Genomic DNA, 12,807 nt, shown 5'->3' with positions numbered 1-12,807 from the left:
AGAATCATGAATGAAAAAATTATTGAAATCAAACATCTAAGAAAAAGCTTCGGTGAAAATGAAGTATTGAAAGATATCAGCGTAACAGTCAATAAAGGTGAAGTTGTGACGATCATCGGTTCTTCCGGTTCTGGTAAATCTACTTTCTTGCGCTGTATCAATTTACTGGAAAAACCAACAGGCGGCGAGATCATTTATAATGGAGAAAATGTATTAGCTCCTAAATATAATTTACCTAAATATCGAACGAATCTAGGTATGGTTTTCCAATCCTTCAACCTGTTCAACAATATGAATGTCTTGGAAAACTGTATGTCTGGTCAAACAACTGTCCTGAAACGAGATAAAGAAACTGCCAAAAAAGTAGCAATCGAAAATCTGGAAAAAGTTGGTATGGATCGTTATATCGAAGCCAAACCAGCACAATTATCTGGTGGACAGAAACAGCGTGTCGCAATTGCTCGGGCATTATCAATGAATCCAGATGTATTGCTATTCGACGAACCTACTTCGGCGTTAGACCCTGAAATGGTTGGCGAAGTGCTTAATACGATCAAAGACTTAGCACATACTGGCTTGACAATGCTTATCGTGACGCATGAGATGGAATTTGCAAAAGATGTATCTGACCGTGTCATTTTTATGGATAAAGGTGTGATTGCAGAAGAAGGTACACCAGAAGATATCTTTGTCCATCCGAAAGAAGAACGTACAAAAGAATTCCTTTCACGTATTTTAAATGCTTAGGATCAATAGCTGATTGGGACAAAGAGCTGCGGTGTTTACCGCAGTTCTTTTTTATGAATTACTCATAAAAGGTAAATTTCTGAAAATTTTGGAATCTTAGTTGTGTTTTTCAGAAAACTCTCTTAATATGGAAGTAATTAAACTTTTTTAGTTAGGATGATTTAAAAATGAATGAAGAGCAAGAACTGCAGCGTGGACTGAAAAATAGACATGTCCAACTGATTTCTATTGGCGGAGCGATTGGAACGGGGTTGTTTTTAGGTTCCGGAAAGTCTATCCAGCTAGCTGGCCCTTCGATATTGCTCGCCTATCTTATTACTGGATGCATCTGTTTTTTCATTATGCGTGCGTTAGGCGAACTTCTGTTATCAAACACCAATAACCATTCTTTTCTGGATTTTGTTGCAGAATATCTTGGCAAAAAAGCGGCTTTCATCACTGGCTGGACGTATTGGTTCTGCTGGGTATCGATTGCAATGGCCGATTTAACAGCCATCGGAATGTATGTACGCTACTGGGCGCCTGGTGTTCCTCAGTGGCTTCCTGAACTGATTGCATTAGGTCTTCTTCTTTGCTTGAATATGGTGGCTGTCTCATTGTTTGGTGAGTTAGAGTTTTGGTTTGCATTGATCAAAGTTGTAGCGATCATTGCCTTTATCCTCGTAGGAGCTTATATGATCCTCACCCACTATACGACAGATATTGGCACAGCCAGTATCACGAATCTATGGTCTCATGGCGGATTCTTTCCAACTGGTGCAAAAGGATTTATCTTAGCTTTCCAAATGGTAACCTTTGCTTTTGCTGGGATAGAATTAGTTGGATTAGTCGCTGGAGAAACAGAAAATCCTGAAAAAGTGTTGCCGGAAGCTATCAATAATATTCCTATCAGGATCATCTTATTTTACTTAGGATCTCTTTTTGTCATTATGGCAATCTATCCATGGAACAGCTTGAATCCAGATAACAGTCCATTTGTAGAAGTATTTTCGGAAATTGGGATCACGATTGCTGCTTCCTTGATCAATTTAGTCGTATTAAGTGCAGCAGCTTCTGCCTGCAACAGTGCAATATATAGTACAGGACGTATGCTTCGTTCTTTAGCGCAAGAAGGCAGTGCCCCTAAAAAATTCAAAAAGTTAACAACACATCATGTGCCAGGGAATGCTTTGACATTTTCTACTATCGTCATTTTCATTTCTGTTATCTTGAATTACGTGATGCCTAGTGAAGTATTCACACTAGTAAGCAGTATTGCCACTACTTGTTTCTTGTTTATCTGGAGTATGCTTGTCTACACGCACATGAAATATCGTAAAAGTATCCTCGGCAAAAAAGCTCATTCATTTAAAATGCCGTTGTACCCATTTAGTAATTATCTGGTATTTCTTTACATGGCCTTTGTGTGTGTCGTCTTGTTCCTAGGAAAAGATACGAGAATCGCTTTATTACTAACACCTGTGTGGTTCTTGCTTCTATTACTAATCTATCATATGAAATATGAACGTAAGAAGTAAGAAAGTAGTTGTGACAGAAGTGGTCAGCTTCGAGAAATAAGAAGGAATTTACGAAAATTGCTTCTTAAATTTTTGTGAAATTTCGGCTTATTTCTTGGAGTTAAAAGCTTCTGTCCCAGCCTCTTTTCTATTTCCCCGGAAACAACCGCTGATAATAGGCATCTGCTTTTTTATAGGAAAAAATCCAAATACCAGATACAAAAAAACGTCCGAATAACCCGATCAACGGTACAAAAAAGACACCGGCAATCAAGCATAAGTTAATCATCATGGAGATAAGACTTCGACGGTCCTTTGACAAAACTCTCACGACATGGGAATCTGGTTTATTTGCTTTCATGATTTGCCTCATCAAGATACCAAAAGAAAAACTCCACATCGTGTATACTAAGACATAAGCCATCTCAGGCCAAAAAGCTTCAGGGTTACGCCCGACCCAACTAGTAACAGAAGGACATAAAGTCAGCCAAAAGAGCAAAAAGATATTCGACCAGACCACTCGGTAATTAATTCGTTCTGCCATCTGAAATATACGATGATGGTTCACCCAGATCACCGCAACAAATATAAAGCTGATGGTATAAGCTAATAATGTATTTCGGATGACCCATAAAGAATGAAAGCTAGATGTATTAAGGATCTTGATCTCTAATACAAGAACTCTCAAAACAATGGCTACCACTCCATCAGTAAATGCTTCTAATCTCGACTTTGTCACGATGATTCCTCCTCAGATGATTCAGCGCTTTTATTTTATCACTTACGTTATTAAATAACCATCGTTTTATATAGGAAATTTTCTGAAAATTGTTGCATATTTTTCGAAATTTTGTTACTTTTAAAAAAACCGTAAAGGAGTTATGTATGACAAAAAAATTATCATTTAAAGACTATCTTTTTATAGGCTCCATGCTTTTCGGTCTATTTTTTGGTGCTGGAAATCTTATCTTTCCCGTTCATTTGGGTCAAGAAGCAGGCGCTGCTACCTTTTGGGCGAATCTAGGTTTCTTGGTTACCGGTATCGGTCTTCCCTTCTTAGGGGTGATTGCCATTGGTGTATCGAAAAGCTCAGGTGTATATGAATTAGCAAAACGGATAAATCAAACATATGCGATGGTTTTTACCATCTTGCTTTACTTAGTTATCGGACCGTTTTTTGCTTTACCTCGCCTTGCAACCACATCTTTCGAGATTGGTTTAGCACCATTTATCGATCCTAGCAGACAGACGCTATATCTAGCAATTTTCAGTATTGTATTTTTTGTGCTGGCTTGGTGGTTTTCAAGAAAACCGACAAAGATATTAGATTATGTTGGAAAGTTCCTGAATCCTGCATTTTTGGTTTTATTAGGTGCTTTGCTTCTCCTTGCTTTTTTGAATCCACTAGGTTCTGTAAATCAAGCGCCTATTCAGCCAAATTATCAAGAGCATGCTTTTTTCACAGGGTTTACTCAAGGATATAACACATTAGATGCGCTTGCTGCTTTAGCATTTGGGATCATCATTGTCACAACAATCCAAAACATGGGTGTAACAAAACCTGCTGAAATCGCTAAAGACACGATCAAATCTGGTGCGATCAGCATTATATTGATGGGAATCATTTATACTTTGCTCGCTTATTTAGGTGCTATGAGCTTAGGTAGCTTTGCTCTAAGTGAAAATGGCGGGATCACGCTGGCTCAGATTGCTGATCATTATTTAGGTACTTATGGCAGTATCTTATTAGCATTTATCGTTATATTAGCTTGCTTGAAGACCGGTATTGGTTTGATTACAGCTTTTGCAGAAACATTCACAGATTTGTTTCCGCAAAGAAATTACGCATTCTTTGTTGCACTTGCTAGTATCCTTCCTTGTTTAGCGGCAAACGTAGGCTTGACGAATATCATTCAATTTTCGTTGCCTGTTTTGATGTTCATCTATCCATTAGCAATGACACTGATTTTACTAGTGTTAGTTGGTCCTTTGTTTAAGCAGCGTACGGCTGTTTATCGAATGACTACTTATTTTACATTGATTGCTTCGATTTTTGATGGGTTGAACGCTTGCCCAGAAACTATCAAACAAACACCTATTGTTCAAAATCTTTTATATGTTGCGGAAAGCTACTTGCCGTTTTTCAAATTGGGGATGGGGTGGATCGTACCAGCAGTTATCGGTTTTGTTATCGGACTGATTTGGAGTTTCGCTAAGAAAGAAGAAGTAGCAGATTGATAAAAGAGGTTGTGAAAGAGACGTTCAGCCTTATTGCCGATAGGCTGTCTCTTGAACACTGTTTATTGAGAGGTCGTGAAAAAGCCGCTCAGTTTCGAGTATTAAGAAATATTTTTTGAAAATGGCTTCTCACATTTTTGCATAAATTTGACTTAATACCGAGAAACTGACTTTTGAACACCGTTTATTGAGAGGTCGTGAAAAAGCCGCTTAGTTTCAAGTATTAAGAAATATTTTTTGAAAATGGCTTCTCACATTTTTGCATAAATTTGACTTAATACCGAGAAACTGGCTTTTGAACACCGTTTATTGAGCGTCTATAAACTGACCTGAGTATTAGAGAAACAAAACGGCAAAGTAGCTCCATATACTTTGCCGTTTTGTTTTGAACTAATACCGAAGAGAAGCTAATCAAACAACATTTCTTTTATAATATAGATTTTAGACATATATATGATATAAAAATAGTTTTCGCAAAAAAACTTAACAACTTTCGAAAACTTTCGTCACAAAATATTCACAACTAATGACTATTATATAAGCATACCAACAAACAACCCTAACAACACTTTTTCATTTTTAACTCCTTATCCTGCTAGCTCCCCGGCTAGCAGGACCTTTTTTTATCAAAAAAACTTGTACCATCCAATCGATTCAACTAATCAACCGAATGCTGTCATGCTATGATACTCATCCTAAAACGTTCCGTTTTACTGATATCAGCTTAAAGCATTCGGTTATTTTTGATTAGTAATGATTGATGGTACAAGCTCATACGTGCTTTTCTATCTGGTATAAATTATTTTGATAACCGTTCCTGTTCCCCTGCTGGTGAAAGGATTGTTATTTTTTCAATTTGTTCTACAGGAACCATCCGGATCTGCTGCTCTTCGTTTTGTAGGCGGATCATCACTCGGTCTTTTTCGACCGTTTTTGTCGCCACCCAGCCTGAGATCGTTTCATACTTGCTACTCAAACGATTTGCTCTTACTTGTAAGATAACTAGACTATGTTCAGTAGCAGCTTTTTGCAGCTCAAGAATAAACTTTCCTTGCAATCGTACATTCTTAGCATGTTCTTCAGTGTCATTTACAAAAGAATCAAAAAGTTGATACGAAGTATGAGTAACTAACTTCGTAAGCTTCTTCATTGGCGATACTGTCTCTTCGTTCATCGAATGCACTCCTCCTTTAGCTAAGAAAGTGTTACTTAATTAATTTTATTTTACCTAACATTTTACAAAAAAACAAGGAAATGCTCTAACATCGCCTTAAAAAGAAAGCGTTAACTTTACAAATTGTTTGTTATTTTATTTTCATCAATCCAAATATTCCACCAATGATTCAGGCCTTCTGTGATCAAGTGATATGTCTCATCAAAGTTATTGGTATAGTATGGGTCGGGAACATTTTCTTTTTCTTTTCCAGGAATGCTACTTAAAAACAAATGGATTTTCCCCTGCGCTGAGCGTGGTGCTCTTCGTTTCAGTTCTTCTACATTTTCTTGATCCATGCCAATGATCCAATCAAAAGTTTCAAAATCGTGGGGTGTGATTTGCCGAGCAACCATATTCGTCATATCTACTTTTTCTTGGTTTAATATTTTTTTCGTTCCAGGGTGCGGTGTCTTTCCAACTTCATACGTGCTTGTAGCAGCAGAATCCACAAAAAATTCTGCTTCCCTTCCTTCTAATGCTATTCGTTTTCTCAGCAAGCCTTCTGCCATCGGTGAACGGCAAATATTTCCCAAACAAACAAATAAAATTTTTGTCATTTCCCCATCTCCTTTTAGCGATCATTGCTTTTCCAACAAAAAATTTTTCTATTACTGTTCTTCCAACTCTTCTTTTGCATAAAGACGATAAGAATATAATTCCGTATCCTTGGCTAAACGGAAAAGCTGCATAGCGATTTCCATCGGTGTTTCTTCATATTCATTCGTGATCCAATTGACTAATACACCACTGCAACCGTAAGAAAAAAAACGAGCATAAAATAGTTTGTCTCTTGCAGAAAGTTGTCTTTCTTCATCCATTTGTTCAAAAATCTTGATAAATGATTTTTGGATCAGTTGAGAAAACTCTTTTTGTAAAATTTCTGGGTCAGAAAGCACAGTATTTGCATAAAATTCTTTCTTCTCAGCAATTGCTTTCAGCATTTTCAATGCTTGCTCTTCCCAATTATCAAGTGAAAGACATTGTGGATCTAAATAATGCAATGCATCCTCACAATAGACCCAACGAAGCAAATCGTATTTATCTGTAAAATGATAATAAAATGTTTGTCGATTGATTTTTGCTTCATTTGCGATTTTTTGGACGCTGATTTTTCGAAAAGATTGCGTTTGGCACAAATCAATCAATACGTTTTTGATCAATTGTTTCGTACGTGTTGTATCACTCATTCATTTTCCTCCAATCTAAAAGCAAAAATCATATATGATAGTCGTAACCAAAATGTTCATAGGCATAAGCAGTAGCAATTCGCCCTCTAGGTGTACGCTTTAAAAATCCTTTTTGGATCAGATACGGTTCATACATATCTTCTACCGTCTCACGCTCTTCTCCTATGTTTACTGAAAGCGTACTTAACCCTACTGGTCCGCCGCCATATAACTCGATCATTGTTCGCAACAATTTCTGGTCAACATAATCCAATCCAGCCTGATCGACCTGTAGCAAAGTAAGTGCCTGATCCGCTATAGGACGATCGATTTTCCCGTCTCCTTGGACTTGCGCAAAATCACGAACCCGTTTGAGCAAGCGATTAGCGATTCTAGGCGTTCCTCGTGATCGGCGAGCAATTTCCAATGCCCCTTCTTCAATGATCTCTGTTTGAAAAATATCCGAAGAACGTAAAACGATCTCCTGCAGATCCTGTTCGTCATAATATTCCATATGAGAAATGATGCCAAATCGATCTCGTAAAGGTGCAGAAAGCATACCTGCCCGTGTCGTCGCGCCAATCAAAGTAAAGGGAGGAAGAGGGAAATGAACCGGATGTGCGGTTGGCCCTTGTCCTACCATGATATCTACATAGAAATCTTCCATAGCTGAATAAAGCATCTCTTCTACCACTCTAGGTAATCGATGGATCTCATCGATAAACAGGACATCCCCTGCTTCCAGTTCATTCAAGATTGCTACTAAGTCACCCGGACGTTCGATAGCAGGGCCACTCGTCGTACGAATATTTACGGTCATCTCATTAGCAATGACCATGGCCATCGTCGTTTTTCCTAATCCAGGAGGCCCGTACAACAGCACATGATCTAAAGGTTCTTCCCGATTTCTGGCAGCTTCGATGTAAATCTGAAGTTCTTGTTTGACTTTTCTCTGTCCGATATATTGAGAAAGCAGCTGTGGTCGAAGAGATTTTTCCAAACTCAGTTCATTTTCGCCAGATTCTGGTGATAACAAGTATTCATCTGTCATTTGGTCTCCTCCTTATTTTTTCATCATTAGCTTGAGTGCTTGGCGTAGATATTCATCCGTTGTCTGATTATCGACTTCTTTTAATTGTTTTTCTACACGTTTGATTTCTCGATCACTGTAACCAAGAGCCGAGAGAGCTTCCATTGCTTCAGATAGAGCTGTAGCGTCTTTTGTGTTTGCTTCATCAAATAGACTAAAAGGTGTATCGATACTCAGCTCACCGAATTTTCCTTTTAGATCCAAGATCATTTGTTGTGCTGTCTTTTTCCCTACTCCTGGAAATTTCGTCAAATAAGTGACATCACTGGATTCTACTGCTTGAATCAAACCGGAGTGGTCTTCGCTTGCCATGATTGCAAGGGCACTTTTCGGACCGATTCCTGAAACACTTACTAATCGCAAAAACAGTTGCTTTTCTTCTAGCGAATCAAATCCATACAGAAGATGCGCATCTTCACGTATCACCTGATGGACATAAATTTTTATTTTTTGATTTAGTTTGCTACTGTAGCGGTAAGGATTTCCTAGTGCGATCTGGTAGCCGATACCATTGGTTTCTACTACTATGTAATAGGGGTTGATAAAGGTAACCACACCTGTCAGATATTCATACATATTCTAGTCCTCTTTCTTTTGCACACATACGTTCCCTTTATTGTAGCACATTTCACCTTGTGAAAAAAGGAGTCTGGGGAGCGTTTCTTTCAAATAGCAATCGCTTGAATAAAAAAAGAGCGGACGATCGAGTAAATCCCCGTATTGTACCGCTCTTTGTGTATTTCCATTATTCTACAAGTGATTTGAATTCCCCATAACCTAATTCATCCATCTTTTCATATGGAATGAATTTCAGTGAGGCAGAATTGATGCAGTAACGTAGACCACCTTGATCTACTGGTCCATCGGTAAACACATGTCCGAGATGAGAATCTGCTTCTTTGCTTCGAACTTCTATTCGATGCATGCCATGAGAAAAATCGGCTTTTTCGCGCACTTGTCTTTTCGTTATTGGTTTGCTGAATGATGGCCAGCCACAACCTGCATCATATTTTTCTGCAGAGCTGAATAACGGTTCACCGCTGACGATATCTACATAGATCCCCTTTTCGTAAAAATCATCATATTTCCCGCTAAATGGTCGTTCTGTTGCATTTTCTTGTGTGACTGCATAAGCCATGGGTGATAACTTTTCTTTCAGTTCTTCTTTTTCTGGTCTTATTGGTTTATCCATTAAAAATGCCCCCTTTGTGATCCTATCATAGCGCCAAAGTGGACAGATGCCAACAATTTGCTTTCTTTTGAACTATTTACACTTTTCGGCGTCGGGCAAACTCAACGAAACGGAATTTATCTAATCGGTGAACCGACTCAGAATACTCGAAACAGCGGGTATCTTCCAGATGAACGAGGCTTCTGACTACTACTGCATAAGTGTCATCGTGAAGATCCATCGCTGTTTTCATGATTTCCGTTACTTCTTCTACTGTGATCTCCTTTTGCGCGTAAGCAATCGTCAAAGAAAGCTCATTTTCAAAATATTCATAGATCGATCCTTGTGCTTGTGCTGGAGTTAAAATAGGAACGATTTCCTTTAATAGATAATCGGTGTCTAATATAACTACTTCGCCATTGATTTTTCTTTCGCGTATCAAATGCCAAACAGGCGCACCGATCTCCCAGCCAGTGATCTCGTTCAATGCTTTTGTCACTTCTGTTTCTTCTAACGTATGGATGATCGTTTCACTTGGAATACGTTGGGTCTCCTGTAGCTCTTTATAGCTAGTCAATCCAGAAATAGGAAAGTCGAAGCGATTCCGATCCAGTACGATCGAACCTTTTCCTTGTTTTTTTTGAATATAACCTTCCGTAGTCAAAAGATTCAGCGCTTTTCTAATTGTTTCTCGTGAAACACCATAAATTTTGATCAATTGGTTCTCACTGGGTAAAAGCGAATGCGGAGGATATTCTTTCGCTAAAATTTTCTGTTCCAAATCTAAAAAAATTTCATTGAACTTATTCATGTTTTTTCCCTCACTCGTTCTTCCATCATTTCTTCACTATACTACAGCTCTTTTTGTATTTCAATGTTCCTATTTTTAAGAAAAGCTTATTTTAAGCTTTTTAAAACGATATCATTTTCTCTCGTACTTTTTAATAAAACGCTTGCAATTTTCTCCGAAAAAAAGTATAGTAAATGAAGAAACAACTTGCATAGACAAGTTAAGAGAAAGGGGTTTATTGATATGGCAAAATATCAAGCAGATGCCGAGAAGCTGTTACATGATATCGGTGGAAAAGAAAATATTGCTGCAGTTAGTCATTGTGCGACTCGTATGCGTTTTGTCCTGAATGATCCAGGAAAAGCGGACGAAAAAGCGATCGAAGATATACCTAGCGTAAAAGGGATGTTCACGAATGCAGGACAGTTCCAAGTCATCATAGGAAACGATGTTTCTACTTTTTATAACGACTTCGTTGCAGTATCTGGAGTTGAAGGGGTTTCCAAAGAACAAGGAAAAGCAGCTGCAAAACAAAACCTTCATCCCGTTCAACGTGCTATTGCCGTTTTAGCAGAAATCTTTACACCACTGATTCCTGCAATCATTGTCGGTGGATTGATCCTTGGATTCAGAAATGTACTTGAAGGTATCCAGTTTGAAAGTCTTGGTGGAACAATCGTTGAACACTCGAAGTTTTGGAATGGTGTCAATGCCTTTTTGTGGTTACCGGGTGAAGCAATTTTCCATTTTCTTCCAGTAGGTATCACTTGGAGTATTGCAAAAAAGATGGGTACTACACAAATATTAGGAATCGTTTTAGGAATTACGTTAGTTTCTCCGCAATTATTAAATGCTTATAGTGTAGCTTCCACAGCCGCAGCAGATATTCCATTTTGGGATTTTGGTTTTGCTCAAGTCCAGATGATTGGTTATCAAGCGCAAGTTATTCCAGCCATGCTGGCAGGGTTTATGTTAGCGTATCTAGAAATCTTCTTCCGCAAATATATCCCTCAGTCGATCTCGATGATTTTTGTTCCATTGTTTTCATTGTTACCAACTGTTTTAGCTGCACACGTTATTTTAGGTCCTATCGGCTGGACAGTCGGAAGCTGGATCTCAAATATCGTAAATACTGGATTGACGTCTTCTATCAGCTGGTTGTTTAGTGCCGTATTCGGATTCCTGTATGCTCCTTTAGTGATTACTGGTCTCCACCATATGACCAATGCCATCGATATGCAGCTGATTGCAGATTTCGGATCAACGAATTTATGGCCGATGATTGCTTTATCAAATATCGCCCAAGGCTCTGCAGTCTTAGCCATCATCTTCTTACATCGTGGGAATAAAAAAGAAGAACAAATCTCGATTCCAGCAATGATTTCTTGTTACTTAGGCGTAACTGAACCTGCTATGTTCGGAATCAATTTGAAATACGTCTATCCTTTCGTCGCTGCAATGGTCGGCTCTGGATTAGCTGGCATGTTTGCTAACTTGATGGGTGTTCGAGCTAACGCGATCGGAGTAGGCGGTTTGCCAGGAATACTAGCTATCCAAGCAGAAACATGGGTACCTTTCATCATCGCAATGATCATTGCTGTCATCATTCCATTTGGCTTGACGATCATCTTTAGACGTCAGGGAATTTTGAATAAGATTGATCCTGCTGTTCCTGAAAATGCTGCTGATGTACAACTTCAAACAGCAAATGGCGCAACAGCAACGCCACAGTCTTTCGAACCTGTTTCAGCAACTGGTACGGCAGTTGCAACAAAAGAAACATTATTCGCAGTCGCTGCAGGGACCATCAAGGAAATAACTGAAGTAAATGACCCAGTTTTCTCACAAAAAATGATGGGTGACGGTTATGCTGTCGAACCGTCAAACGGCAAAGTCTATGCACCAGTAAACGGTAAAGTGACGAGTGTCTTTGAAACAAAACATGCCATTGGTATTCTTTCTAATGAGGGGCTGGAAGTACTTGTTCACATGGGATTAGATACTGTTGAACTAAAGGGTGTTCCTTTCAATGTATTCGTGAAAGAAGGATACCTTGTCACACCAGAGACCCTGATTGCTGAAATGGATTTGCCAGAAATAGAACAAGCTGGCAAGAAAACTGACATTATTGTTGCTTTGACCAATAATGAAAAAGTTGCAGGACTTTCTCTTGACCAATCAGGACTTGTTCGCCCGGGCGAAGCAGTCGGTAAAGCTGAAGTAAAATCTTAGTCAGAGTAGATAAGTAATCTTTTCAATAAAAAAAACGGGCTATCATGGATTTTCAATCGAAAATCAGATAGTCCGCTTTTTTGTTTAAATGAATGTTTTCAGTGCCTGATTGACAGCACCAATCGGAAACCCTACGATACTGTAGTAATCTCCAGAAATTTCTTTGACGAATACACTTGCAGCATTTTGGATGCCGTATGCCCCTGCTTTATCCGCATAGTCTCCCGTCTCCAAGTAACGATTGATTTCTTCATCTGTCAGTGGATAAAAAGTGACATGTGCTTCTGCTAGTATTCGTTCTTCTCGCTCCTTTGTTTTTAAAACAACAGCTGTATATACAGTATGTGTTTCCCCGCTTAGTTTTTTCAGCATGAATTCAGCCTCAGCCAGATCTTCTGGTTTACCCATGATCTCTTGATTGAGAACAACAGTCGTGTCACTGGCAATCACTAAATGGTCTTCTTTTTCATCTTGTTCCCAGACAGTTCGTGCTTTTTCTTCAGCCATTCTACGAACATAATCGACGGGCTGTTCGTCTGGAAATGGCGTTTCATCGATATCAGCAGGTTCAATCTCGAATTCTGAAACGATATGAGCCAATAACTCTTTTCTTCTTGGTGATTGGGATGCTAATACAATCTTCATGTTTTCCCTCTTCTCT

Annotated in this window: 13 protein-coding genes; 4 read left to right on the top strand and 9 right to left on the bottom strand. The window is 38.8% G+C overall.

Going from position 1 to position 12,807, the window contains the following annotated elements; genetic code table 11:
• Positions 1 to 6: 6 nt before the first annotated feature.
• On the top strand, positions 7 to 747 hold the full coding sequence (locus IGL31_RS00725; protein ID WP_002294240.1) for an amino acid ABC transporter ATP-binding protein: 741 nt from the start codon (positions 7 to 9) through the stop codon (positions 745 to 747).
• A gap of 167 nt (positions 748 to 914) precedes the next feature.
• Entirely contained in the window at positions 915 to 2,264 is a 1,350-nt protein-coding gene (locus IGL31_RS00720; RefSeq protein ID WP_002294242.1) for an amino acid permease, read from the top strand.
• Between the two features lie 127 nt (positions 2,265 to 2,391).
• On the opposite strand, the gene IGL31_RS00715 is transcribed toward IGL31_RS00720, so the two are convergent.
• Positions 2,392 to 2,982 (bottom strand): TMEM175 family protein, encoded by a 591-nt coding sequence (locus tag IGL31_RS00715; protein WP_086299935.1) that lies wholly within the window; start codon positions 2,980 to 2,982, stop codon positions 2,392 to 2,394.
• Between the two features lie 146 nt (positions 2,983 to 3,128).
• On the opposite strand from IGL31_RS00715, the gene brnQ reads away from it, so the two are divergent.
• A complete protein-coding gene (gene brnQ / locus IGL31_RS00710; protein ID WP_002294246.1) occupies positions 3,129 to 4,481 on the top strand; it encodes a branched-chain amino acid transport system II carrier protein in 1,353 nt (450 codons plus the stop codon).
• Positions 4,482 to 5,280: 799 nt separating this feature from the next.
• On the opposite strand, the gene IGL31_RS00705 is transcribed toward brnQ, so the two are convergent.
• The 7 genes from IGL31_RS00705 to treR all read right to left on the bottom strand — a co-directional run bounded on the left by IGL31_RS00705 (position 5,281) and on the right by treR (position 9,935).
• The gene (locus IGL31_RS00705; protein ID WP_002289815.1) at positions 5,281 to 5,655 is read right to left on the bottom strand and encodes a hypothetical protein; all 375 of its coding nucleotides are present in this window, start codon (positions 5,653 to 5,655) and stop codon (positions 5,281 to 5,283) included.
• Between the two features lie 116 nt (positions 5,656 to 5,771).
• On the bottom strand, positions 5,772 to 6,254 hold the full coding sequence (locus IGL31_RS00700) for a low molecular weight protein-tyrosine-phosphatase (protein WP_002289814.1): 483 nt from the start codon (positions 6,252 to 6,254) through the stop codon (positions 5,772 to 5,774).
• Positions 6,255 to 6,305: 51 nt separating this feature from the next.
• Positions 6,306 to 6,884: a TetR/AcrR family transcriptional regulator gene (locus IGL31_RS00695; protein ID WP_002289813.1), complete on the bottom strand. Its 579-nt coding sequence runs from the start codon at positions 6,882 to 6,884 to the stop codon at positions 6,306 to 6,308.
• Positions 6,885 to 6,912: 28 nt separating this feature from the next.
• Positions 6,913 to 7,914, bottom strand: coding sequence for a Holliday junction branch migration DNA helicase RuvB (gene ruvB / locus IGL31_RS00690; protein WP_002289812.1), 1,002 nt, complete (start codon positions 7,912 to 7,914; stop codon positions 6,913 to 6,915).
• Between the two features lie 12 nt (positions 7,915 to 7,926).
• On the bottom strand, positions 7,927 to 8,529 hold the full coding sequence (ruvA, locus tag IGL31_RS00685; RefSeq protein WP_002290528.1) for a Holliday junction branch migration protein RuvA: 603 nt from the start codon (positions 8,527 to 8,529) through the stop codon (positions 7,927 to 7,929).
• Between the two features lie 169 nt (positions 8,530 to 8,698).
• Complete coding sequence (msrB, locus tag IGL31_RS00680; RefSeq protein WP_002294252.1) at positions 8,699 to 9,145, bottom strand: peptide-methionine (R)-S-oxide reductase MsrB; 447 nt, start codon at positions 9,143 to 9,145, stop codon at positions 8,699 to 8,701.
• Positions 9,146 to 9,221: 76 nt separating this feature from the next.
• Positions 9,222 to 9,935, bottom strand: a complete 714-nt coding sequence (gene treR / locus IGL31_RS00675; RefSeq protein WP_002294254.1) for a trehalose operon repressor — start codon at positions 9,933 to 9,935, stop codon at positions 9,222 to 9,224.
• Positions 9,936 to 10,157: 222 nt separating this feature from the next.
• Between treR and treP the strand changes: the two genes are divergently transcribed.
• Positions 10,158 to 12,146 (top strand): PTS system trehalose-specific EIIBC component, encoded by a 1,989-nt coding sequence (gene treP, locus IGL31_RS00670; protein ID WP_002297133.1) that lies wholly within the window; start codon positions 10,158 to 10,160, stop codon positions 12,144 to 12,146.
• A gap of 84 nt (positions 12,147 to 12,230) precedes the next feature.
• On the opposite strand, the gene IGL31_RS00665 is transcribed toward treP, so the two are convergent.
• The gene (locus IGL31_RS00665; RefSeq protein ID WP_086299936.1) at positions 12,231 to 12,791 is read right to left on the bottom strand and encodes a Maf family protein; all 561 of its coding nucleotides are present in this window, start codon (positions 12,789 to 12,791) and stop codon (positions 12,231 to 12,233) included.
• Positions 12,792 to 12,807: the final 16 nt, after the last annotated feature.

It is taken from the genome of Enterococcus sp. MSG3290 (assembly GCF_050555565.1).
Classification (GTDB): Bacteria; Bacillota; Bacilli; order Lactobacillales; family Enterococcaceae; genus Enterococcus_B; species Enterococcus_B faecium.
The sequence above is the reverse complement of the archived record's forward strand: the minus strand, read 5'-3'. Positions and strand labels throughout refer to the sequence as shown.

What these genes read in the sequence shown, in the direction of transcription:
- IGL31_RS00725 (WP_002294240.1), top strand. Translation starts at nt 7, where the DNA reads ATGAATGAAAAAATTATTGAAATCAAACATCTAAGAAAAAGCTTCGGT.
- IGL31_RS00720 (WP_002294242.1), top strand. Translation starts at nt 915, where the DNA reads ATGAATGAAGAGCAAGAACTGCAGCGTGGACTGAAAAATAGACATGTC.
- brnQ (WP_002294246.1), top strand. Translation starts at nt 3,129, where the DNA reads ATGACAAAAAAATTATCATTTAAAGACTATCTTTTTATAGGCTCCATG.
- IGL31_RS00705 (WP_002289815.1), bottom strand. Translation starts at nt 5,655, where the DNA reads ATGAACGAAGAGACAGTATCGCCAATGAAGAAGCTTACGAAGTTAGTT.
- IGL31_RS00700 (WP_002289814.1), bottom strand. Translation starts at nt 6,254, where the DNA reads ATGACAAAAATTTTATTTGTTTGTTTGGGAAATATTTGCCGTTCACCG.
- IGL31_RS00695 (WP_002289813.1), bottom strand. Translation starts at nt 6,884, where the DNA reads ATGAGTGATACAACACGTACGAAACAATTGATCAAAAACGTATTGATT.
- ruvB (WP_002289812.1), bottom strand. Translation starts at nt 7,914, where the DNA reads ATGACAGATGAATACTTGTTATCACCAGAATCTGGCGAAAATGAACTG.
- ruvA (WP_002290528.1), bottom strand. Translation starts at nt 8,529, where the DNA reads ATGTATGAATATCTGACAGGTGTGGTTACCTTTATCAACCCCTATTAC.
- msrB (WP_002294252.1), bottom strand. Translation starts at nt 9,145, where the DNA reads ATGGATAAACCAATAAGACCAGAAAAAGAAGAACTGAAAGAAAAGTTA.
- treR (WP_002294254.1), bottom strand. Translation starts at nt 9,935, where the DNA reads ATGAATAAGTTCAATGAAATTTTTTTAGATTTGGAACAGAAAATTTTA.
- treP (WP_002297133.1), top strand. Translation starts at nt 10,158, where the DNA reads ATGGCAAAATATCAAGCAGATGCCGAGAAGCTGTTACATGATATCGGT.
- IGL31_RS00665 (WP_086299936.1), bottom strand. Translation starts at nt 12,791, where the DNA reads ATGAAGATTGTATTAGCATCCCAATCACCAAGAAGAAAAGAGTTATTG.